This is a genomic window from Aquabacter sp. (genome assembly GCF_965279295.1).
Taxonomy (GTDB): domain Bacteria; phylum Pseudomonadota; class Alphaproteobacteria; order Rhizobiales; family Xanthobacteraceae; genus Aquabacter.
Genome location: NZ_CBDIHQ010000017.1, coordinates 643,755 through 664,950, shown reverse-complemented (window position 1 = coordinate 664,950; position 21,196 = coordinate 643,755). Strand labels below are relative to the sequence as shown.

Sequence of the window (21,196 nt, the reverse complement as noted above, 5' to 3'; positions counted from 1 at the left end):
TTCGAAGCGCAAGAGCCATTCAGTTCGGCTCTCTGAGATGCCAGTCGGTCGCCATCTGATAGGCGTGAGATGCCTTCAGCAGATTGGGTTCGCTCAGCGGGCGGCCGATGAGTTGGAACGAGGTCGGCAGGCCATTGCCGGTGAAGCCGCACGGGACGCTGATCGCCGGAAATCCCAGATAATTGACCACTTTGGTGTTGCGGGTCAGCGAGACTACCATGTCGAGATAGTCCTTTCCCTGCTTGGCCATCGTGTCTGCAATCCGCGGCACCGGCGTTCCCAAAGTGGGGGTCATGAGCAGGTCGACTTTGGAAAAAACGCTCGCCGCGAATGACCGGGCATAGGCTGCACGAAGCTTCAAAGCGCGCAGATAAGCGGTCGCCGGAATGAAGAAGCCGGCCTGGAGGCGCCGTCCCACTTCGGGCGTGTAGAGATCCATGGCATCGCGCATGTCGCTCATGTGATTGGCGGCGCCTTCCGCCTTCATGACCAGCGGGTGCAACTCTGCCGCTTCGCAGAGAAGGTCGATGGGGACGTCGACAATTTCCACACTCATGCCAAGGCCGGATAGGGTGTCCGCCGCGGCAGCGATTGCAGCCTCCACCTCCGGGTGCAGCCCGTCGTCGAAATAGCCCCTCGCCAGTCCGATGCGAGGCAGGGGCGCGTCGCCGTCAAGGAAGGCTTCGTAGTCCGGCACAGGTGCCGACAGGCTGGTCCCGTCCTCGGGATCCTGGCCGGCAATCACGTTCATCATGCGGGCGCAATCCCGCGCTGTGCGCGCGAGAGGGCCGAGGGCATCGAGAGAGAAGGACATCGGCATGGTGCCGTGCCGACTGACGCGGCCATAGGTGGGAAGAAGCCCAACCACCCCGGACACCGATGCCGGACAGCGGATGGACCCGCCGGTGTCCGAGCCCATGGAGCCATGGACGAGGCGCGCCGCAACGGCAACGCCAGAGCCGCTGGACGAGCCGCACGGGATATAATCTGGGTTCCAGGCGTTGCGGCAGACGGGGTAATTGGCGTTATAGCCATGCGGCCCCATGGCAAATTCCACCATGACGAGGCGCCCCATCTCGACCGCCCCTGCGGCGTCAAAGCGTGAAAGGACCGTCGACTGCGCTGTCTGCGGTCCATCCCGAAGGCGGGATCCGCAATGGGAGACCTCGCCGGGTCGGTAGTACATGTCCTTGTGAGCGAGGGGGACGCCATGGAGCGCGCCGAGCGGACCTCCGCTTTTCTGCGCGGCATCCGCGGCATCCGCGGCGGCTCGTGCCTTATCCACGTCGAGTTCGACGAAGCACGCAAGACGGTCTGCCACGCTCGATGCGCGGTCGAGGCACGCTTCCATGACCTCACGCGACCGCACCTGTCCTGCGGCGATCGCGTCGGCCGTATCAACCAAAGTTGCCGTTGCCCAATCGGTCATGATCCCTGCTCCCCGGCGAGTGCCAGAAGTGCGGCCTGGAAGTTCGATGGCTCGCTGTCGAAATCCACCTTCCCCGCGACGCCCTCGATGGCGGCGCGCAGCTGCTCCAGTTCGATCGTCAGCTCTTCCATCCGTTCGTCGGTCAGCGCCAATCCCGCGCCGGTTTCATTGGTGGCGCGCACATGCGCCCCGGTGATCGGTGCCATGGTATTCCTCCAGGTTATGATGAGCGGGAGCCGCTACGGGGGTCGGCGCGTAGCACCACGACGGCATCGCGATCCCACTGCGCGGTCACGAAGCTGCCGGGGGCGAAGGCGCCGGTGCCGACCGGGCTGGTCTTGGCGTGGCGGCACACCAGCACGCCGCCACTCGGAAGGCGGATTGTGAGGGCAAGGAATGCGCCTTGGTCGATGCGGGCGCAGACCTCTCCGCTCGCCACATTCGGGCCGGTGCCGCTGCCCTCTGCGGAGGTCAGGCGGATCAGTTCCGGCCGCAACGCCAGGGCGACCGGCTGGGTGCTGGACAGCCAGTAATCGGCCGGCGCGCGGGCCGTCATATTTATACCCTCCCAGTCGAGCATCAGGCTGTCGCCGGCCTGTTCCAGCAGCCGCGCATTGAGGATGTTTCCGATCCCCATGAAGTCGGCTGCGAACGGGGTTTCCGGGCGGGCGTAAACGTCGTCCGGGGTGCCGACCTGCTCGATCCGGCCGGCATTCATCAGCACCACCTTGTCGCTGAGGGTCAGTGCCTCTTCCTGATCGTGGGTGACGAAGATGGCGGTGATGCCGACGCGCCGTGTCAGCTCGCGCAACTCCATCTGCATCTCCTGCCGGAGCTTTCGGTCGAGCGCCGCGAACGGCTCGTCCATCAGCAGGACGGCGGGATTGATGACCAAAGCACGGGCGATGGCGACACGCTGCTGCTGGCCGCCGGAGAGTTGATGGGGAAAGCGATCGCCAAACGACCCGAGCCGCACGAGGTCCAGCGCGTCGGCGACGCGCTGCTTGCGCGCGGCACCGCCGATCCCGCGCATCCTCAGCCCGAAGCCGACGTTGTCCGCGACGCTCATGTGGGGAAACAGGGCGTGGTTCTGGAACACCATGCCGATGTTGCGGCGGTGGATCGGCAGGTGTGTCACATCCCTCTCGCCCATCAGGATGCGGCCGCTGTCGATGGAGGTGAGACCCGCCACGGCCCGCAGCGTCGTGCTTTTCCCGCATCCGCTCGGGCCAAGGAGGGTCGCGAATTCGCCCGCCGCGATCTCGAGGCAGATCTCGTTGAGGGCGAGGCTGCCGGCGAAGCGTTTGGTGATCTGATCGATGACGACACGGGACATGGATTTCACCCGATGGCGCGCCGCAGGCCAACCAGCCGCTCCAGCCCGAGGGCCAGCGCGAGGGACCCGACGGTGACGAGGGAGGACATGGCCGCCACGGAGGGGTCCACGCTGTATTCGAGGTAGGACATGATCGCGAGCGGCAGCGTGTTGTTGCGCGCGTCGGTCAGGAACAGCGAGATCGGCACGTCGCCGAAGGACTGGAGGAAGCCGAAGATCACGCCCGCGATGATGCCGGGCCGGGCCAGCGGCAAGGTGATGTGCAGGAAGGCGCGCCAATTGTCGGCCCCCAGCGTCCAGGCGGCCTCGGATAGCGTGCCGTCGAGCCGGGCAAGGCTGGCGTGAATGGTCCGCAGGCAATAGGGAAACGCAATCAGCACATGGGCGACCACCAGCCGAAGCTGGACATCGCGCATCTGGAGCATGCTGGACGACAGCAGCAGCGAGATGCCGATGACGATGCCAGGCACCACCAGCGGGGCGAGAAGCAGCCCTTCGACGGTCGCCTTGCCGCGAAACCGCGCGCGAGACAAGGCGACGGCCGATGCGAGGGCAAGCGGGGTGGCGATGGCGGTCGCCACCGTGGCGAGCCACAGGCTGGTCCACAGCGCGTTGGTGAACGCCGCCGTCTCGATGGCGCGGACATACCAGCGTAGCGACCAGGATTCGATCGGCAGCGAAGCGACCGTTCCGGCGTTGAAGGACACCACCACGACGACAAGCAGCGGCGCGAAGATGAAGCCGTAGAGCGCCGCGATGATGAGGACGAACACCGCGCGCATCATCGCCCCCGAACCAGATGGCGATAGCGCCGGCCGAGGGCGCCGAACACCAGCACCAGGGAGAGGGCGGTGAAGGCGAGGAGGATGGCGGCAAGCGCCGCGCCGCGGGGCCAATTGAACATGGAAACGAACTGCTGATAGAGCAGCGTCGCCGCATATTTCGCACCCGACGGGCCCATCAGGGCGGGGGTGACGTAGGACGACATGGCGACGCAGAACACCAGCACCCCGCCGGCCAGGATGCCCGGCATGCTGAGCGGAAAGGCGATGAGGACGATCGCCTTCAGGCGGCTGGCGCCAAGGGTTTGCGCCGCTTCCACCAGATTGTCGGGGACGCGCTCCAGGGCCGCCAGAACCGAGAGCACAACGAACGGCATCAGCACATGGGTGAGGCCGATAATAACCGCGAGATCGGTGAACATCAGCTTGACCGGTGCTTTGACCAGCCCGAGGCTCATCAAGGCCGTGTTCAGCACCCCGGTATCCCCAAGGATGACCATCCAGCCGTAATTGCGCACCGGAATGCTCACCAGCAGCGGCGCCACCACCGCCAGGGTCAGCAGCGATTTGAACCGTGCCGGGGCGTGCCACAGGAAATAGGCGAGCGGCCAGCCCACCACGATGCTCCACAGGGTGGTCAGCAGGCTCATCCAGATGGTCTTGGCGATGATGGAGAGGTAGAAGCCATCAGCCAGAAGCTCCTGGTAATTCTCCAGCGTCAGCCCGTCGGTGAAGTCCGCGCGCGTCGAGCCGCCCGGCGCGAGGCTGTAGGACAGCAGCAGACCGAGCGGGCCGGCGAGAAGAATCCCCACCACCAGAACGGCGGGCGCCAGAAGCGCCAGCCGCCAGGCCGGGGACAGCCGATCTTCGCTTTCCATGCGCCGCCTCAGCCGGTGATTTCGCGGTTCCAGCGGTCGATCCACTTTGGCGCGTAGCGCACGATCTTGTACCAGTCCGGAAAGATGATGCTGTCGAGCTTGGGTACGCGCGTCAGCGCAGGCTCGGAGAGCACGGCCTTGGTATTGGTTGGACCGGCGGTGATGGCGTTGCAGAAGCCCTCATTGGCTTCCTTGGAGATCGCGAAGTCCACGAACTTCTTGCAGAGGTCGAGGTGCTTGGTCTTCGGCGCGATGTGCAGCGAGACCATGCCGACCAGCGCGCCTTCCTTCGGCACCGTCCAGCGGATCGGCTTGCCGGCGTCGGTCATGTACCAGGTGGCGTTGTCGTACATCGCCCCCACCACGGCGTCGCCCCGCTCCATGAGCTGCCCGGCCTCGGGGTTGGACAGGTAGAACTTCCGGATGCTCGGCTTCAGGCGCTTGATGGCCTCGAAGCCAGGGTCGATATTGTCCTCGCTGCCGCCGTGCAGCTTCGCCATCATCACCAGCGTCTGGAAGCCGCCTGAGGACGTGAGGTTGGGCAGGATGACCTTGCCGGCATATTCCGGCTTGAACAGATCGAGCCAGGACGTCGGTGCGGGAATGCCGCTGTCGGTCCGGTAGGACAGACCCCAGCTCGCATAGTCGAGCCCGACCGCCTGCTTCTTGTAGCCATCGTACCAGACCGGGGCGAGGTTCGCGACGTTCGGCACATCCTCGGGGGTGATGACCATGCCGAGGCCCTCGTTCACCGCGCGGATGGAATCGGGATAGGCAAGGAAAATGACGTCGATCTCGGGGGCCTCGCGATTCAGCAGCGAATTCGCCACCCATTCGCTCGACGTGCCGTACTTCAGCAGGACCTCGGCATTGTACTTCTTCTGGAACGGCTCGACGACGTGCTTGCGATACGCCGCCTCGAACGCGCCGCCGAAGATCGTGGACACGATGGTCGCCTGCTGGGCGAACACCGGCTTGGGAAGGGCGACGGTGATGGTCGCGCCCGCCGCACCTGCAATGAAACTCCGCCGCGATATCGACGGCCCCTGTGTGCGCCCCTTGGTCATGACCCAAAATCCTTCTAAAGTGAAAACATAACTGTCGACACTTATGCAAACGATATGCCAATCTGCAAGCCTGCTTCCGATGCGCAATTTTCTCCGGCAAAGGCTTGCAGAACCAAGGGGGGCCGCAGCGTTTGCCAAAGCTCCGCGACCTGGGTGATCGATCCGGCGTTGAACAAATAGCTGCTGATGTGATGAAGGTTTGGGCACCATGAGGTTCGAAGGCTGGGGTAAGCATCCCTTCGGTGCGTGCATCGCCTGCGCGCCACCTGATGACGGTGGAGCAATGAAACGGTCGAGTTTGAAGTCGGCACCTTCAAATGTGCCGGATGGGGTGTCGCGGACGCGCGGGGCAAGCGCGCCCGAGGAAGACGAGGCCGCCGTGGCGCCCGCGCTGCGTGGCCCAGCGCCGGAGGAAGATGAGATCTACCGCATCATCACCGATGCGATCTTTGCCAAACAGTTGCGGCCCGGCAGCCGGCTGAAGGAATCGGCACTTGCGACGCAATTCGGTGTCAGCCGCTCGCGGGTCCGGCGTGTGTTCCAGCGCCTGGCGGAGTTGGACATCGTCGAGTTCAAGCTCAACCATGGCGCCCTGATCCGCCGGCCGAGCCCCAATGAAGCCCGCGCGGTGTTTGCGACGCGCCGTGTGCTGGAGGCGGAAGCCGTGCGCGCGACGATAGCGGCGGCCTCCAAAGGCGATATGCGCCGCCTCCGCAAGATCGTCCAGCAGGAGCACATGGCCTATGCGGCGCCCAGGGGCGGCCTCGCGCCGTTGAGCAGCGAATTCCACCTTGTGCTGGGCCAGCTCTGCCGCAACCCGGTGCTCAGCCGCATCCTCAACCAGCTGATTCATCAGTGCGTGCTGATCCAGTCGCTCTACGAGCGCGAGAGCCAACACACCATCTGTCTCATTCATGAGCACATGGAGATCGTCGACCTCATGGAGAGGCGGGACGCGGACGCTGCGGTCCGGGTGATGGCGGCGCACATGGATCATATCGAGCAGAGCCTCGACTACGAGAAGCTGCCCGCGCTCGACGACCGCCTGGCCCGCGCGATCGGGTGACGGGCTTCCTGATACCAAGGGACTAGCAATGATGTTCGACACCATCATCAAGGGCGGCACCGTGGTCACGGGCAGCGACCGCGTCCGGTGTGATATCGGCATTTCAGGCGGCCGGATCACCGCACTCGGAGCGGATCTCTCGGAGGCGCGCGACATCATCGATGCCACCGACATGCTGGTGCTCCCCGGCGGCGTGGATGCCCATGTGCATGTGGCGCAGCCTTCGGGCGAGGGCATCGTCATGGCCGACGATTTCGAGAGCGGCACCCGCTCCGCGGCCCTGGGCGGCACCACCACCATCCTGCCCTTCTGCCTCCAGGAAAAAGGCGTGCCGCTGCGCGAGACGCTGCGTGCCTACCATGCGAAGGCCGAGGGCGAATGTCATGTCGATGTCAGCTTCCACCTCATCATCAACGAACCCACGCCCCAGTTGCTTGGACAGGACTTGCCGGCGCTGGCGCAGGATGGCTACACCTCCTTCAAGGTCTTCATGACCTACGAAGGCCTGGCGCTCAACGACCGCGAGATTTTGGAGGTGATGGCGTCGGCGCGCGATTGCGGCGCCCTCGTCATGGTCCATGCCGAGAATTACGACGCCATCCGCTTCATGACCGAGCAATTGGAGAAGGCGGGCCGCACGGCCCCTCGCTTCCACGCCACCTCCCGTCCCATCGTTGTCGAGCGGGAGGCCACCCACCGGGCGATTTCCCTGGCCGAACTCAGCGACGTGCCCCTCATGGTGGTCCATGTCTCGAACCGCGAGGCCATGGAACAGATCCGCTGGGCGCAGCAGAAGGGCCTGAAGATCCTCGGCGAGACCTGCCCGCAATATCTCGTTCTCACCGAGCGGGATCTCGATGGCCTTGGCATGGAGGGCGCGAAATATGTCTGTTCTCCCCCGCCCCGCGACACCGCCAGCCAGGAGGCCTGCTGGGAGGGGTTGCGCACCGGCGTGTTCACCGTGTTCTCCTCGGACCATTGCCCGTTTCGCTATGAGGACGAGGCCGGCAAGCTCGCGCCCCGCGGCCGCACCAGCTTCAGGTGGGTCCCCAACGGCATTCCCGGCGTCGGCGCGCGGCTCCCGATCCTGTTCTCGGAGGGCGTGATGGGGGGACGCATCGATCTGGAAACGTTCGTGCGGGTGACGGCGACCAACCCGGCCAAGATCTATGGCCTGTATCCGCAAAAGGGCACCATCGCGGTGGGAAGCGACGCCGACATCGTGATCTGGGACCCGACGCGGCAACAGCGCATGGCGCATGATCTGATCCGAGACGGGTCGGACTACACCCCTTACGAAGGCATCGCGATTACCGGCTGGCCGATCCGAACACTGGTGCGTGGTTTGACAGTTGTCGATGACGGTTTGGTCGTTGGCGGCAAGAGCCATGGAAAATACATCGTTCGCTCAAAGTCATCTGAAATTGAAAAGCCCTCAACCATGAAGTAAAATCAGCAAGTCTTAAAATTAGTAAGCTGATATGTGCCCGGTAGTCGCCTTTCTAACGGCCCATGATCCGCGAGATTTGCCTGACCTTCTCACCCTTGGCTCTCATACGAGCGGTTAGGGAGGAGTTGCACACACGCTCACGCTTCGGCGCGAGCGGGTTTGTGCGCCATGCAACCCCGTACGGCCCTGCCCTATATTCCGATATTCTTCGCTCATCTCCTGATGATCGGCTTGTTTAATTCGGGATGTCATTCCCGCATGCGCGCGTGAAGCGCTTGTCAGTGAATGGTATATCCGCCGTCGACCACGAGGTTGTGGCCCTGGATGTATGTTGAAGTCGTCGACGCGAGGAACACGACCGCCTCTGCGACCTCATCAGGCGTTCCGAGACGCTTTGCGGGTACGGCAGCGAGGCGGCGCGTGAGCAAGTCGGGCTCTTCTTCGATGCGCTGGAGGTAATAGTCGGTACCGATCGGACCGGGGCTGACGGCATTTACCAGGATATTTTCCAGCGAAAGCTCCAACGCCATGACGCGGGTCAAGTGAATGAGAGCGGCTTTGCTCATTCCGTAGAGAGCTGCACCGGGGTCGGCGACCATGCCGAGCTGGCTGGCCATATGGATGATACGGCCACCACCCACTTCCCTCATGAAGGGAAGCACGGCTTGGCTCAGCAGGACGACCGCGCGAAGATTGATCGCAAACAGCAGATCGAAATCGTCACTCGAAAACGTACCGAATGGCTGCCGGATACGGATGCCGGCGTTGTTCACGAGCACATCGATCCGGCCCATGGTTTCCCGGGCGCTGGAGGCGATGCGAAGGGCGCTTGAAGGGTCTGCGAGGTCGAAGATTCCAAAGTGGCAGCTGCCCCCGTCAGGGTGCGCCTTTTCACACGCCGCCGTCACGGCGCGCAGTTCATCTTCGGTGCCCTCCGCAACCAGAAATACACGGAAGCCCGCCTTGGCGAGGGAGATCGCACAGGCGGCGCCGATGCCCCGCGATGCGCCGGTTACAATGGCGACCTTTGATGATGTCATGGTGCTGCTCACGACTTTGCTGCCGCGCGTTGGTCTTCAACGCTTTGCGCACCGATATACCATTCAGCGGCCGGGATATCTTCGAATGTGATCCAGATAAAATTGCCGGGGATCTGCGTCTCCTCGGAGATCACCGATGTGATGCGACGCGCAATCGCATCCTTGCGTTCCTTCGAGTGACCCTCAACGATCCGGATGCTGACAAATGGCATCGCATTCTCCTGTGCCCCCGCAACTCCGCAGGGCTCATCGCGCGCGTTTCTACGTTGATATTATATCAACATTGTTGCGTTTGAAACCGCGCAAAGATAGATAGTTAGGTAGGATTTTTCGGCTTTCGCTTGCGTGTGGCGCATCGCTCGGCAAGGCGCGGATCGATGGCCGCAATGCCTAGTGGATCAACCTCGTTGGGGGCTCGTGGTATGACCGCGAAGGTGACCATCAACTGCGATATGGGAGAGAGCTTCGGCCTCTTTAAGATGGGCGATGACGACGCGATCATGCCGTTCATCACGGAGGCCAATCTCGCGTGTGGCTTTCATGCCGCCGACCCTTCAGTGATGCACCGCGCGGTGCGCGCCGCCAAACAGGCCGGCATTCGCATTGGCGCCCATCCCTCACTGCCCGATCTTCAAGGTTTCGGGCGCCGTGAGATGAAGGTGGAGCCGGAGGAACTCGCCGATATCTTCATCTATCAGATCGGGGCGCTTAAGGCGTTTCTTGATGCCGAAGGCGTTGCGCTGAACCATATCAAGCCCCATGGGGCGGTCTATGGCATGGCTGCCCGGTCTCTGCCTCTCGCGCACGCCTTCTGCGATGCGGCAGCGTTGTTCAAGGTGCCGCTTTACGGTCTGCCAGGCACCGCGCATGAGACAGCGTGCCTGGAGCGGGGCCTTCCGTTTGTGGCCGAATTCTTCTCCGACCTCGCCTATGACGACGACGGCAATCTCGTTATCACGCGGGTTCATCATGCTGTCGATCCCGTGGACGCCGCCAATCGCTGTGTTCGCGCGATCCAGGAAGGCAAAACGCGCGCGATCAGCGGGCGCGACGTCCCCGTCCGGGCCGATACGATCTGCGTGCACTCGGACACCCCTGGGGCCATCGACCTTGCCAAGGCGGTGCATTCCGCGCTTCGCCCGTATCTCGCGTGAAGAGAGCACCGCCTCCGATGTCAAAGCTTCTCATTGCCAACCGCGGTGAGATTGCCTGCCGGATCATCCGGTCCGCACATGCCTTGGGTCTATCGACGGTTGCGGTTCATTCGGCTGCGGACGCGCAGGCCCTGCATGTCTCGCTTGCCGATGAGGCGGTCGACATCGGTGCAAGTCCGGCCCGCGAAAGCTATCTGGTCGGCGAGAAGATCATCGCTGCGTGCAAATCGACCGGCGCCGGCCTGGTCCATCCCGGCTATGGGTTTCTCGCGGAGAACAGCGACTTTGCGCGGGCTGTCGCGGCTGAAGGGCTGACGTTTGTCGGCCCTGATGCAGATACCATCGAGAGGATGGGCGATAAGGCGCGGGCGCGCGAGGCGGCGCAACGGGCTGGGGTGCCGGTGCTTCCCGGGAGCCGAAGGTTCCCATACGGAGAACTTGAAGGAATCGAAGCTGCGGCTGCCGACATCGGGTTCCCCTTACTTGTAAAGGCGGCGGCCGGTGGGGGCGGCATCGGCATGCGGCGCGTTGATGCCGCCGATCAACTCATTGCCGCGGCAAAGGCGACGCAAGAGCTTGCATCACGCGCCTTCGGCGATGGCGCGATCTATCTCGAGCATTATGTCGCCTGTGCGCGCCACGTCGAAGTTCAGGTATTCGGCTTCGGCGATGGACGGGCCGTGCATCTTCACGAGCGCGATTGTTCATTGCAACGACGGTTTCAGAAGGTGGTGGAGGAAAGCCCCGCGCCTGTGCTGTCGACCTCGGCGCGTGACGGGATGCGACAGTCCGCGATCGATCTTGCATGCGCGGTTCAATATCGGGGCGCAGGAACGGTCGAGTTCATAGTCGATGCCGTCACTCACGCATTCTTCTTCCTGGAGATGAACACCCGCATCCAGGTGGAGCACCCGGTGACCGAGATGGTCACCGGCCTCGATTTGGTCGCCCTTCAGCTCAAGCAGGCGCTGGGCGGTCTCCAGGTGAATGATCTGCCCGATCCAATCCCGCAGCATGGCCACGCCATCGAGTGTCGCATTTACGCTGAGGACCCGAGCCGTAACTTTCTGCCCTCCCCTGGGCGGTTGACCGTATTCCGCATGCCGCAGGAAACAGCCGATGTGCGCGTCGATACCGGGGTGCGGGAGAACGACGCCATCACGCCTTTCTATGACCCGATGATCGCGAAGATCATCTGCCGGGGCGCCGATCGTACAGCGGCCTTGGCGACCGCAACGCGGGCGCTCGACCAGGTGGAGATATCAGGCGTGCGCACCAATGTCGCATTCCTGAAAGCGATCCTCGGGCATCCCGCGTTTCGAGCGGGTGACGTTCATACGGGCTTTCTGGCGCAGCATGCGAACGACCTCCTGGCCGCATCCGCCCAGCACCTGGAGGTGCGCGCATGATCTACGAGGTTCCCAGTTTCCGGCCTGCCGGCGACCGCTATGTGCTGATCGAGTTGGGCGACGAGATGAATCTCGCCCTCAACTTCAAGGCGCAAGGGCTGGCTTCGGCGCTGCGGGTCGCGGGCACGGCCGGAGTGATCGAAACAGCACCATGCTTCGCCTCTCTGCTGGTGCATTACGATCCTGAACAAATCGGCTTCGAAGACCTGCGGACCGAGGTGATCCGGCTCAGTTCACAACTTGGACCTACCCACGCACTGGAACTGGACAGCCGCCTCTTCATCCTTCCAGCCATGTATTTCGATCCCTGGACCAAGGCGGCCATCGATGAGTATGTCGCCAAGATCGGGCCGAAAACCTACGACCCCGATCTCGTTGCGCAGGCAAATGGCCTGGCCGATTTGAACGCCTTACAGCGGACGCATTCGGCCACCGAATATTGGGTTTCGGCGCTGGGGTTTTGGCCGGGGCTTCCTTTCATGATGGCGCTCGATCCACGCTGTGTGTTGTCGGCGCCAAAGTACAACCCGCCGCGCACGTCCACCCCCCAAGGTGCATTGGGACTGGGAGGAGCATCGAACTCGATCTATCCGGTCGACACGCCTGGCGGCTACCAAATCCTTGGCCGCACGCCCGCGCCGATCTGGGATGCCACGGGTCGGCACGAAGCGTTCGCCGGCAGCGCCTGCCTGTTTCGGCCTGGCGACAGGGTTCGCTACGTGCCGATCGGGCTTGAGGAATTTCAGGCAACCGAGGCGGCGGTCAGGGAAGGCCGCTACGTCTACAACATTATCGAATACCAGCGGTTTTCGGTGAAGAACTACAGCGACTGGTCGGCCTCCATCGACCGTTCCGAACGCTTTTGAGGAGGGCGATATGCTGCTGTGCCTCAAGCCAGGCCTGGAAACATCGGTGCAGGATTATCCCGGCCGGATTGGCTTCCTCGACCAGGGATTGCCGCCGTCCGGACCGATGGACAGTTGGTCCTTCAGGCTTGCCAATCTTCTGGTCGGCAATCCTTGCGGCGCGGCGGCGCTGGAATGCCAGTATCTCGGCCCAACTTTGCGCTTTGATGTTGAGGCCTGGATCGCAATCTGCGGCAGCGATATGCAGCCGCGCCTGGATGGCAGTCCAGTTGAGATGTGGACGACCCTGCGGGTCCGTGCCGGGCAGACCCTGGAGATGGGTGCAGCACGCACTGGCGCGCGCGCTTATCTGGCGATCGCGGGGTCCATCGACGTGCCGGAGACAATGGGCTCGCGTTCGACTTTTCACAAAGCGTCGATCGGCGGCGTTGCGGGACGTGCCTTGAAGGCAGGTCAAGTTTTGAACGTCAAACCATCAACCACGCCGGCGCCAATGCGCGTGAGGGGGGACAGCCGGCCGGTATTGTCTTCTGACAAGAGGTGGACCATCGAGGTTGTCGCCGGCCCGAATGACGATTGGATCGATGCGGAGGGCCACCATCGCTTTTTGTCGAGCGATTGGAAGCTGACGGCCAAAAGCGACCGGACCGGCTTTCGCCTTGAGGGGCCGGAATGGACCTTCAGCCGCAAAGCTTACGACAAGGCGCCGGAGAACGGGGCCGAGCCGTCGAACATCATCGACCACGGCTACCCATTGGGCGCCATCAATCTGGCCGGACAGACCCCGATCATCCTGATGCACGACGGCCCCAGCATGGGCGGCTTCATCAATCCCTACACGGTGCCCTCAGCCGCGCTTTGGAAGCTCGGCCAAAGCCGTCCGGGAGATTTCTACCGCTTTCAAGCGATCTCCGTGGCGGATGCTCAGGCTCTGGCCAAGGCGCAAACCGCGGCCTGCGCAGCGGCAAACCTCGAACCCATCTGAATTGGAGGCTCTATGGCCGAAAACATCGCAACCCAGGTGGCGGGGAATGTCTGGCGGGTGATGGTCTCAGTGGGCGATCAGGTAAAGGCCGGCGACACGCTCTTCATCCTGGAACTCATGAAGACCGAGGTGCCGCATTTGGCTACCTCTGATGGCAGGGTCACGCGCGTCGCGATCTCTGAAGGCGACGATGTCGAAGCGGACCAGGATGCCGTAATTTTGGAATAGCAGATGCATGGAGCCCGCTCCTGGGCTCCATGCATCCCAATGGTTTGCGGTTCAGTAGTGGCCGACCTGAAGGCCGCCATCGACGACGAGAATCTGCCCCGTCAGGTAGCGCGCCGCCGGAGAGGCAAGGAACAGAATGACGTCAGCGATGTCTTCGGGCACGCCGCAGCGCCCGAGCGGCACGATCTCCCCGACCCGTTCCAGCCCATCAGGTCCGATCGAATTCTCCACCGACAGGGTTTGCGCCGACCGGATGTATCCGGGGGATATCCCATTTGCACGGATGCCGGAGCGCCCGAGTTCCACCGCCAGCCCGCGCACCAGCCCGGTGACGCCGGCCTTAGCCGCGCTGTAGTGCGTGCGCTCGTCCCAGCCGTAGATCGGCCCCATCATTGACGACAGCGCGATAATGCTGCCGCTGCCACGCTTGACCATCCCAGGCGCGGCCGCGCGCACAAGCCTGAAGATGCCCTTCAGATCGACTTCATGCGTATTGTCCCACTTCTCATCCGTCATTTCGGCGATCGGTGAACGATGGGCAATGCCGGCGTTGCCGACAAGCACGTCAGGCGTCCCGATGCGGCTCTCGATGTCGGCCATAACGGCATTTGTCGCCTCGGTGGAGCGCACATCGAGGAAATGGAACTCGGCGCTTCCGCCATCCGAATTGATCTTCTGCACGACTTCCTTGCCTTCGGCTTCCAACACGTCAGTTACCACGACGTGATAGCCGGCATTTGCGAAGGCGATGGCTGTGGCGCGCCCAATTCCAATGCCCGCGCCCGTGATGATGACGGATTTTTCCATGATTGTTTCCTCATTTTCAGACAATACGACGGCATGCGCGCAAACGCGTTGCTTGCACGGGGACAGATGACGAACCAATAGGTGGGGGGCTAGAAGTCCATCTCGAGGATGTAGAGCCCACCTGAATGACGGTCGACCGTGTAGACAATCTGGCGTTCGTCGACGAACACGTCGTTGAGGGAGATGGCGCCAGTTGCGGACAATGGAGGCGCGGGCGGCAGGAAGATCCCGATCTCGCGCGGCTGAAACGCATTGGAAATGTCGTAGGCGCGCAGGCCGGACGCGAAGAAGGTGCCTATGACGATCTGATCCGACTGCCAGGAATACGGGGTCGGCACGTTCTCATGGATGTTGTGCACACCCACGCGCCGGCTCTTTGGAGAAAACGCATCGGGCCCCGGGATAGGGCACGTCGACACTGGCACAGGATTTCGTTCGTCACGCCCATCGACAACCCAAAGTAGTTTTGGCCAATCGCTGCCATCCTCCCAGATGGCTTCATCGGTCACCAAGAAAAGCTCGCGGTCAAAGAGCGGGAGGACGGTGTGCGTGAAACCATCGAATGGCGGGGAATTGTCCCACCTCGAGATCATTTTCGGCGCGCTCTTGTCCGAAATATCGAGGATGATCATCCCGCCGTCGATGTATCCCAGGTACGCCCGGTCCGGCCGCTGTGGATAGACATTCGTATTGTGGGCGCGAAAGCCGGTGTCGGCCTTTCCTTCATGGCGCACCGGGGGAGCATGTCCGTCGCCGACGCGCGTACCCGGCAGCCACCACCGGCCCACCTCGATTGGCTTTGACGGGCTTCGCACATCGACAATGCGATAAAACTGGTCGTCGCGCAGGTCGGTCGGCGTGAAATCTTCCGCGCCGGCGGACATATGAACGTATTCTCCGTCGCAGAACCACAACTGGTGGACGCCTCTGGAGTTCGGCCCCGACGCATCGAAGAAACCAATAGAGCGCGGCGTTTCCGGCACCGATACGTCGAACAGCTCGAAGCCGGCTGGCTGAAGCCCGTGCCGCTGAACCTGGTAGGCGACGGCCATGATATCGCCCGACACCTCGAGTGAGTTCGACCGCATCTGTTGGTGCGGCAGGTCGGTCTGCACAACCACCCGAGGGCGACGCGGGTCACTGACGTCGACGCCGGTGAAATTCTTTGGCGCGCTTTCGTGAGCAAGCCAAAGTATTCTTCGTCCATCCTTCGCGACCTGGATAGACATGCCTTCGCCCATTCCCCCGAACCCATTCAGCTCATGATGGGCGAGAAGGTTGAAGTTCCATGTGGTCGGCTGAATGCCGGCGGACGAACGGGTCATCTGGGCTCGCAAAGATTATTGTGATCGGGTGATGGAGCGGGGACGCACCCCGCTCCAGAGAGATCAGCTCTTGCAGGCACCGAGCTTGGGCGGCATCCGGTCGGCCTTCGGCGGCAGGAATTCAGCGGTATAGACCGAGTTCGCGGGGATCTCGTCCTTGTAGCCGAACACCCGTCGAATTTCCTCGATGGACGCTTGAAGTCTCTTAGGATCAACCGATGAGAGACCCTCCTTGTTGAAATCGGGCGTGGTGGAGAGGTCCAGGGCGATCAACAACCGCTTACATTCGACTTCGAGATTGAGCAGGCCATCGCGTGGCTTGAGGGTTGCCACGGCCGCATCCGGTTCCGCAATCGCGTCCTTCAGTGCTTGGTTATAAGCGCGCACAACAGCCGCAACCGTCTTGGGGTTGTTCTTTACGAACTCGGCCTTTGCCCACAGCACCGTTCCATATTGGCTCAGGCCAAAGTCGTTGTAGTTCATGATGACGATGTCTTCCTGGGGAATTCCGAGTTCCACCAGGCTCATGACGCTCGACGTCATGAAACCGCCAACGCCATCGACCTCCTTGCGGACCAGCATCGGCTCGCGCAGCGCGCCGCTCACCATTTTCCACTGAACCTTTGCCGGGTCGATCCCGACCTTCTCCGCGAACAGCGGGAACATGGCATTGGCGGCGCTTCCGGCGGTGGAGCCGAGAGTCTTACCTTCCAAGTCCTTCGGCACGGCCACCCCGCGGCCCTTCACGGCCATCACCGAGTTCGCCGATTTATCGCCGGACATGTAGATGCCGATGAGCGGCGTTTGCGGGTTGGTTGCGTTGTATTTGACCATGGTCGGGAAGTCCGCCCAGCCAAAGTCATATGCGCCGGACGCAACGCGCACGACGGTTTCGTTGGTGCCGGACGCACGATCGATCGTGGCGCTGATACCTTCACGCTTGAAGTAGCCGCGCAGGTCGGCGAGCGTAAAGACGGACTGCGGCCCCTGGAAGGCCCAATCCAGCGTGATCTTTATGTCCTTCTTCTCGACCTGCGCAGATGCGGGTGCGGAGACGCACAGGATCGCCGCTAGGATTGCGCCTCCTGTGAGGGAGCGGCGGCTGCGAAGCATGCGTGCCATGGTTGGATCCTTCTCTGAAAGGTAGTTTCTGCCGGTCCCGTTTTTGTGGTGTTTTGGCAGGGCGATGGTCTTTCAACTTTCCGGCGGCAACAGCACCAGACGGTGAGATCAATATCAGGATCCAACCGCCGGACCCGTCAGGTGACGATCTCGTTGCCGCGAATGGCCCAGAACGTCACACGCCGCTCCAGGGCCGCGAACAGTTCGTACATTCCGACCCCCATCAGGGCTATCACGAACAAACCTCCGAACACGAGCGGCACATCAAAGCGCGCACTTGCCGTCATCATCAGAAATCCGATGCCGTTGTTCGACGCCATCGTTTCCGACACGACGGACCCAATGAAGGCCATGCCGATGGCGACCTTCAATGACGCAAAGAAGTATGGCATTGAGCGTGGCACGCCGACCTTCCAAACAATGTGCGACTTGCGGGCGCCCAGGGATCGCAGCACGTCCCTCAGTTCCGGCTCCATTGTTGCCAAGCCGGTCGCGACATTCACCATGATCGGGAAGAACGCGATGCTGAAGGCGGTGAGCACGGCTGGGACAGCGCCGATGCCAAACCAGATCACGAGAATGGGGACGATTGCCACCTTCGGGATTGAGTTCAGCCCCACCATGATCGGATAGATGCCCTGATAGACGCTCGGCGAAGCCCCCACCAACATTCCAAGAAAGAGCCCTACCGCCACCGCGAGGCCGAACCCGATTATCGTTGTCATAAACGTCTGAAACGAATTTTCCAGGATGATCGCATGGTGCTTCCACATCGATGCAAATATCACGCTGGGCCGGGGGAGGATGAAGACATCGATCTTCAGCGCCCAACACGCGAATTCCCAGAACAGGAAAAAGCCTATTGTAATCAGCAGGGGAACAAGATGCTGTTTGCGGATCTTCATGCTTCGGGCCTTGCGATCTGCGTCCTCAATCCGTTCACCAAGTCCTGGAAGCCCTGGTCGAATGTCGTCGCGAGGCTGCGGGGGCGGGGAATATCGATGACCGTGCGCGAAATCACATTGCCTGGGCGCGGACTGAACATGAAGACGGTGTCTGCAAGAAACACCGCTTCTCGCAGATCATGCGTCACCAATATCACGGTTGGCTTAAGCTCGAACCAGAGTTTCTGAAGCACATTCCACAAGTCCTCGCGCGTGAACGCGTCGAGTGCGCCGAACGGCTCGTCCAACAACAGCATGCGCGGCTTGTGAACCAGGGCACGGCACAGCGATACCCGCTGTTGCATGCCGCCGGACAATTCCCAGGGATATTTCGAGACGAAATCCTTCAGGCCAACAAGGGTTAGAAGCTCCATCGCCATGTCTCTGAACTCGTGCCGCCGCCGGCGATACTCGGCCTCATAAAGGGGAGAAATCTCCAGAGACAAGAGGACATTATCCAGCGCAGTCCGCCACGGCAGCAGCGTCGCGTTCTGGAAGGCCATGCCGCAGATTTTCAAAGGCCTGACGACCTCGACGCCTTCCACACGCACCGACCCCCTGCGGATCGGATGAAGGCCGGAGACCACCTTAAGCAGCGAAGATTTTCCGCACCCGCTGGGTCCAACAACCGCAATGAACTCCCCTTCACGGATGGAGAGCGAGGCCCCGCTGACGGCAAGAACCTTCTTGTCTCCGTCGCCATAGACGACGTCGATATCTTCGATCGCGATAAATTCGGAAGCTTGGTTACTTTCTACCACGATTGGACTTCCCCGCTCAGCGATGTCGAGACAGCTTGCCGCGCCGCCCATACTCGGCGGAACCATAGAATGCGATCAGCGACCTTAAGGAAGCTACCACTGCAACTTGCAGGGCATACCTACAACGACGTTGATATATAGGCAACATTTTTTGTGCCTGTTTTAGCAGCACCTGTAGTATCGACACGCCCAAACCGCGATCCATGCTTGACATGTCAGGCCGTGGGGACGATGCAGATTTTAATACCATCGCTTATAGCGTATGCGAGATTTGAGCCGCATTGTGGAGAATAGTGAAACGCCGCGAGGGTTCATGGAAAACGCGCCTCCCCGCACACGCACGCGCAAGAAGACCTTGATGCCATCGGCGGAGCCGGTCGCCCTGATGGTGAAGCTGGGGGACAACGAGGTTCGCCAGAAGGCAATCGTCGGCTCACTCGCAAAAGGTCTGAATATTCTGGAATACGTTACCTCTTCCCCAGGTCGCGTACGGCTTCGATCGGTTGCCGCACATTTCAGCATGGACCGCAGCGCCGCGTTTCGCTTTCTCGCGACACTCGAACAGTTCGGCTACGTCACGAAAGATCCAGAGACCAAGGCCTATGCGCCAGGGCCCGGCTTGGCGCGCCTGAAGCGCCTTGCTCGGCCGCGAAGCGAACTCATCGAATGCGCAAACCCGTACGTCCGCAAACTCAGCGAGCAAACGGGCCAGACCGGCTATCTTGCAATGCTGGAAAACGACCGCGCCTTGCTGATTGAGGTGGCGCCGGGCAACAATGTGGTTTCCGTCCGTCATTACGTCGGGCAGTTGGAGCCGCTGTATTGCACGGCTGTCGGCAAGGCGATCCTCGCCGCGCTTCCGGTCTCGGAACAGTCCGATATCTTGCGCTCACTCAAGCTCGTGAAGAATACCGACCGGACCATATCGAGCAAGGCGGTCCTGCGGTCACAATTGGCTGAAATCCGCGATGAGGGTATCGCATTCGACGAGTGCGAATGGCGTGAGGAAATCTGCTGCATCGGTGCAGCGATCCTGGACGAGGCCGGCTATCCGGTTGCAGCCGTCGGCCTTTCCATGGTCGACGCCTTGGTCAAGGGCGGGCCCCGGTCCAAGACCGAATGGATCGGCTTGGTGAAGCAGGCGGCACAAGGTGTTGCCGATGCGCTTTCGGGCTCAAAAACGACCGTTATTTCATCGGTTGAGGCTCGGTCGATAAAAGCGGGTGCGATTTAGATGTCACTTGGCCGCGGGGGCGCGTCGGTGACGCCGCCCATGCCATTCGACCAGACCTAAGAGCTGTGAACTTGCGTGATGGGCCTCCTCGGTTTGGCCGCCGCTTACGTCGTCCTGACAGCGGCAAAATCCCCGTTACTGTTTTCACCGGCTTTTTGGGAGCCGGTAAGACAACCCTCATCCAGCGCCTCATCGCGACCCCGGAGGGCAAGGGATCGGCGATCCTCGTAAAGGAATTCTCGAATATCGGTATCGACCAGGCGGTCCTGGCCACCGGTGGAGAGACGACCACCCTGCTCTCGAATGGCTGCCTGTGCTGCGCATTTCGAACAGATTTGCAAGAAGCGCTACGGTCTCTATTTGCCGCTCGGAAGCGGGGAGAGTCAGACTTTAAGCGTGTCATCATCGAAGCCAGCGGCCTTTCCGATCCGGCCGGTCTTCTACAATCTCTCTCAAGTGATCGCGCGTTGATGCACGCGTTTCATCTAACGGCTTTAGTGGCTGTTGTCGACGGATGCACCTCCATCCAGACGCTGGCCGAGCATGATCTGGCCCGGAAGCAAATTGTGCTGTCTGACCGTGTCGTGGTCTCAAAAGGGGATATGATCTCGCCAGAGCAACTCGACCATGTTTGCGCGGCCATTCGCGGGATGACGCGGGGTCGGCCGCTCGCAGTCATGACCGAGTTTAAGCTCGATCCGGACTTCATCTTGCGCGAAGACATGGATCTTGATGCGCGTAAGATGGCCTTCTATGCCGATGAGCCGTTGAACGAGGGTCAAATCGACACCTTTCCGATCTTCTTCGACGGGCCGTTGGCCTGGGAGGAAGTTGCGCTGGCGATGCGCACGCTCATCGAATTACGTGGCAGCGATCTTCTGCGCGTGAAGGGTTTGCTGTCGATAATCGGGTGTAAAGGTCCGGTTCTGTTCCATGCGTCTCAGAACGTCATGCATGACCCAGTCGAACTTCAAGCGTGGCCTGATGCCGATCAACGCTCCCGCCTCGTTTTCATCACGCGCGACCTGCGGCACGCAACCGTTGAACGCTTGTTCGCTCTGATGCGCGAGATCGCGGCAAGGTCTGAGCTTGAATCATCAAACATCTAAAATTCTCAGCAAGTGGAACTGCGCTTCTTCGCGGAAGGCCACCGCCAAAAAAGGCGACGCCGGAGCGTCGCCCTTAGCCCGCAGAGACCGTGGTCCAGCGGCAACCTCCGCAGCCTCACCAAAACTCAACACCGCCGGCACCGCGCATGCCACCCCCGCGGAACATTCGTCTAGGGCCGAAGTCCGCGCCTCTGTCCCAGGCGA

Annotated in this window: 22 protein-coding genes; 9 read left to right on the top strand and 13 right to left on the bottom strand. The window is 61.7% G+C overall.

Annotation, left to right across the window (positions count from 1 at the left end; all coding sequences use genetic code 11):
* Positions 1 to 19 precede the first annotated feature (19 nt).
* Genes ADADO0_RS17650 through ADADO0_RS17625 form a run of 6 tightly spaced genes read right to left on the bottom strand, consistent with a single transcriptional unit; the run spans position 20 to position 5,492 of the window.
* Positions 20 to 1,429 carry an amidase gene (locus ADADO0_RS17650; protein ID WP_511306500.1) on the bottom strand — a complete coding sequence of 470 codons (1,410 nt, stop codon included), beginning with the start codon at positions 1,427 to 1,429 and terminating at the stop codon, positions 20 to 22.
* Complete coding sequence (locus ADADO0_RS17645; RefSeq protein ID WP_511306499.1) at positions 1,426 to 1,635, bottom strand: hypothetical protein; 210 nt, start codon at positions 1,633 to 1,635, stop codon at positions 1,426 to 1,428. The genes ADADO0_RS17650 and ADADO0_RS17645 overlap by 4 nt, the downstream gene beginning before the upstream one ends.
* A 14-nt stretch (positions 1,636 to 1,649) precedes the next feature.
* The gene (locus ADADO0_RS17640; protein WP_511306498.1) at positions 1,650 to 2,765 is read right to left on the bottom strand and encodes an ABC transporter ATP-binding protein; all 1,116 of its coding nucleotides are present in this window, start codon (positions 2,763 to 2,765) and stop codon (positions 1,650 to 1,652) included.
* Between the two features lie 5 nt (positions 2,766 to 2,770).
* Positions 2,771 to 3,547, bottom strand: coding sequence for an ABC transporter permease (locus tag ADADO0_RS17635; RefSeq protein ID WP_511306497.1), 777 nt, complete (start codon positions 3,545 to 3,547; stop codon positions 2,771 to 2,773).
* A complete protein-coding gene (locus tag ADADO0_RS17630) occupies positions 3,547 to 4,425 on the bottom strand; it encodes an ABC transporter permease (protein WP_511306495.1) in 879 nt (292 codons plus the stop codon). Before ADADO0_RS17630 ends, ADADO0_RS17635 begins: the two co-directional genes overlap by 1 nt.
* A gap of 8 nt (positions 4,426 to 4,433) precedes the next feature.
* Positions 4,434 to 5,492 (bottom strand): ABC transporter substrate-binding protein, encoded by a 1,059-nt coding sequence (locus ADADO0_RS17625; protein ID WP_511306494.1) that lies wholly within the window; start codon positions 5,490 to 5,492, stop codon positions 4,434 to 4,436.
* A gap of 379 nt (positions 5,493 to 5,871) precedes the next feature.
* Here ADADO0_RS17625 and ADADO0_RS17620 point away from each other — a divergent pair, with 379 nt between their 5' ends.
* Together ADADO0_RS17620 and hydA are read left to right on the top strand one after the other, a co-directional pair.
* Positions 5,872 to 6,558: a GntR family transcriptional regulator gene (locus ADADO0_RS17620; RefSeq protein ID WP_511306493.1), complete on the top strand. Its 687-nt coding sequence runs from the start codon at positions 5,872 to 5,874 to the stop codon at positions 6,556 to 6,558.
* A 28-nt stretch (positions 6,559 to 6,586) separates the two neighbouring features.
* Entirely contained in the window at positions 6,587 to 8,008 is a 1,422-nt protein-coding gene (hydA, locus tag ADADO0_RS17615; RefSeq protein WP_511306492.1) for a dihydropyrimidinase, read from the top strand.
* A 278-nt stretch (positions 8,009 to 8,286) separates the two neighbouring features.
* On the opposite strand, the gene ADADO0_RS17610 is transcribed toward hydA, so the two are convergent.
* Positions 8,287 to 9,060: an SDR family NAD(P)-dependent oxidoreductase gene (locus ADADO0_RS17610; protein ID WP_511306491.1), complete on the bottom strand. Its 774-nt coding sequence runs from the start codon at positions 9,058 to 9,060 to the stop codon at positions 8,287 to 8,289.
* Entirely contained in the window at positions 9,057 to 9,260 is a 204-nt protein-coding gene (locus ADADO0_RS17605) for a tautomerase family protein (RefSeq protein ID WP_511306490.1), read from the bottom strand. The genes ADADO0_RS17610 and ADADO0_RS17605 overlap by 4 nt, the downstream gene beginning before the upstream one ends.
* 210 nt (positions 9,261 to 9,470) lie before the next feature.
* On the opposite strand from ADADO0_RS17605, the gene pxpA reads away from it, so the two are divergent.
* From pxpA to ADADO0_RS17580, 5 genes are read left to right on the top strand one after another with little or no spacing between them, the layout of a single operon-like run.
* Positions 9,471 to 10,202, top strand: a complete 732-nt coding sequence (gene pxpA / locus ADADO0_RS17600) for a 5-oxoprolinase subunit PxpA (RefSeq protein ID WP_511306489.1) — start codon at positions 9,471 to 9,473, stop codon at positions 10,200 to 10,202.
* A gap of 17 nt (positions 10,203 to 10,219) precedes the next feature.
* Entirely contained in the window at positions 10,220 to 11,611 is a 1,392-nt protein-coding gene (locus ADADO0_RS17595; protein ID WP_511306488.1) for an acetyl-CoA carboxylase biotin carboxylase subunit, read from the top strand.
* Positions 11,608 to 12,477, top strand: a complete 870-nt coding sequence (locus ADADO0_RS17590) for a 5-oxoprolinase subunit B family protein (RefSeq protein ID WP_511306487.1) — start codon at positions 11,608 to 11,610, stop codon at positions 12,475 to 12,477. The genes ADADO0_RS17595 and ADADO0_RS17590 overlap by 4 nt, the downstream gene beginning before the upstream one ends.
* Positions 12,478 to 12,487: 10 nt before the next feature.
* Positions 12,488 to 13,462, top strand: coding sequence for a 5-oxoprolinase subunit C family protein (locus ADADO0_RS17585; RefSeq protein ID WP_511306486.1), 975 nt, complete (start codon positions 12,488 to 12,490; stop codon positions 13,460 to 13,462).
* Between the two features lie 12 nt (positions 13,463 to 13,474).
* A complete protein-coding gene (locus ADADO0_RS17580) occupies positions 13,475 to 13,690 on the top strand; it encodes an acyl-CoA carboxylase biotin carboxyl carrier protein subunit (protein WP_511306485.1) in 216 nt (71 codons plus the stop codon).
* Between the two features lie 51 nt (positions 13,691 to 13,741).
* On the opposite strand, the gene ADADO0_RS17575 is transcribed toward ADADO0_RS17580, so the two are convergent.
* From ADADO0_RS17575 to ADADO0_RS17555, 5 genes are all read right to left on the bottom strand, one after another.
* On the bottom strand, positions 13,742 to 14,497 hold the full coding sequence (locus ADADO0_RS17575) for an SDR family NAD(P)-dependent oxidoreductase (protein WP_511306484.1): 756 nt from the start codon (positions 14,495 to 14,497) through the stop codon (positions 13,742 to 13,744).
* An 89-nt stretch (positions 14,498 to 14,586) separates the two neighbouring features.
* Positions 14,587 to 15,822: an LVIVD repeat-containing protein gene (locus ADADO0_RS17570; protein ID WP_511306483.1), complete on the bottom strand. Its 1,236-nt coding sequence runs from the start codon at positions 15,820 to 15,822 to the stop codon at positions 14,587 to 14,589.
* A gap of 63 nt (positions 15,823 to 15,885) precedes the next feature.
* Positions 15,886 to 16,944, bottom strand: coding sequence for an ABC transporter substrate-binding protein (locus ADADO0_RS17565; protein ID WP_511306482.1), 1,059 nt, complete (start codon positions 16,942 to 16,944; stop codon positions 15,886 to 15,888).
* 137 nt (positions 16,945 to 17,081) lie between these two features.
* The gene (locus ADADO0_RS17560; protein ID WP_511306481.1) at positions 17,082 to 17,849 is read right to left on the bottom strand and encodes an ABC transporter permease; all 768 of its coding nucleotides are present in this window, start codon (positions 17,847 to 17,849) and stop codon (positions 17,082 to 17,084) included.
* Positions 17,846 to 18,700, bottom strand: a complete 855-nt coding sequence (locus tag ADADO0_RS17555; RefSeq protein WP_511306480.1) for an ABC transporter ATP-binding protein — start codon at positions 18,698 to 18,700, stop codon at positions 17,846 to 17,848. The genes ADADO0_RS17560 and ADADO0_RS17555 overlap by 4 nt, the downstream gene beginning before the upstream one ends.
* Before the next feature lie 262 nt (positions 18,701 to 18,962).
* On the opposite strand from ADADO0_RS17555, the gene ADADO0_RS17550 reads away from it, so the two are divergent.
* A complete protein-coding gene (locus ADADO0_RS17550) occupies positions 18,963 to 19,883 on the top strand; it encodes an IclR family transcriptional regulator (protein WP_511306479.1) in 921 nt (306 codons plus the stop codon).
* A gap of 71 nt (positions 19,884 to 19,954) precedes the next feature.
* Positions 19,955 to 20,992: a CobW family GTP-binding protein gene (locus ADADO0_RS17545; RefSeq protein ID WP_511306478.1), complete on the top strand. Its 1,038-nt coding sequence runs from the start codon at positions 19,955 to 19,957 to the stop codon at positions 20,990 to 20,992.
* Positions 20,993 to 21,196: the final 204 nt, after the last annotated feature.

Bases quoted from the DNA above. Each gene is read 5' to 3' on its own strand.
- ADADO0_RS17650 (WP_511306500.1), bottom strand. From the start codon at position 1,429: ATGACCGATTGGGCAACGGCAACTTTGGTTGATACGGCCGACGCGATC.
- ADADO0_RS17630 (WP_511306495.1), bottom strand. From the start codon at position 4,425: ATGGAAAGCGAAGATCGGCTGTCCCCGGCCTGGCGGCTGGCGCTTCTG.
- ADADO0_RS17580 (WP_511306485.1), top strand. From the start codon at position 13,475: ATGGCCGAAAACATCGCAACCCAGGTGGCGGGGAATGTCTGGCGGGTG.
- ADADO0_RS17625 (WP_511306494.1), bottom strand. From the start codon at position 5,492: ATGACCAAGGGGCGCACACAGGGGCCGTCGATATCGCGGCGGAGTTTC.
- ADADO0_RS17635 (WP_511306497.1), bottom strand. From the start codon at position 3,547: ATGCGCGCGGTGTTCGTCCTCATCATCGCGGCGCTCTACGGCTTCATC.
- ADADO0_RS17555 (WP_511306480.1), bottom strand. From the start codon at position 18,700: ATGGGCGGCGCGGCAAGCTGTCTCGACATCGCTGAGCGGGGAAGTCCA.
- ADADO0_RS17585 (WP_511306486.1), top strand. From the start codon at position 12,488: ATGCTGCTGTGCCTCAAGCCAGGCCTGGAAACATCGGTGCAGGATTAT.
- ADADO0_RS17570 (WP_511306483.1), bottom strand. From the start codon at position 15,822: ATGACCCGTTCGTCCGCCGGCATTCAGCCGACCACATGGAACTTCAAC.
- ADADO0_RS17590 (WP_511306487.1), top strand. From the start codon at position 11,608: ATGATCTACGAGGTTCCCAGTTTCCGGCCTGCCGGCGACCGCTATGTG.
- ADADO0_RS17565 (WP_511306482.1), bottom strand. From the start codon at position 16,944: ATGGCACGCATGCTTCGCAGCCGCCGCTCCCTCACAGGAGGCGCAATC.
- ADADO0_RS17595 (WP_511306488.1), top strand. From the start codon at position 10,220: ATGTCAAAGCTTCTCATTGCCAACCGCGGTGAGATTGCCTGCCGGATC.
- pxpA (WP_511306489.1), top strand. From the start codon at position 9,471: ATGACCGCGAAGGTGACCATCAACTGCGATATGGGAGAGAGCTTCGGC.
- ADADO0_RS17640 (WP_511306498.1), bottom strand. From the start codon at position 2,765: ATGTCCCGTGTCGTCATCGATCAGATCACCAAACGCTTCGCCGGCAGC.
- ADADO0_RS17550 (WP_511306479.1), top strand. From the start codon at position 18,963: ATGGAAAACGCGCCTCCCCGCACACGCACGCGCAAGAAGACCTTGATG.
- ADADO0_RS17560 (WP_511306481.1), bottom strand. From the start codon at position 17,849: ATGAAGATCCGCAAACAGCATCTTGTTCCCCTGCTGATTACAATAGGC.
- ADADO0_RS17605 (WP_511306490.1), bottom strand. From the start codon at position 9,260: ATGCCATTTGTCAGCATCCGGATCGTTGAGGGTCACTCGAAGGAACGC.
- hydA (WP_511306492.1), top strand. From the start codon at position 6,587: ATGATGTTCGACACCATCATCAAGGGCGGCACCGTGGTCACGGGCAGC.
- ADADO0_RS17645 (WP_511306499.1), bottom strand. From the start codon at position 1,635: ATGGCACCGATCACCGGGGCGCATGTGCGCGCCACCAATGAAACCGGC.
- ADADO0_RS17575 (WP_511306484.1), bottom strand. From the start codon at position 14,497: ATGGAAAAATCCGTCATCATCACGGGCGCGGGCATTGGAATTGGGCGC.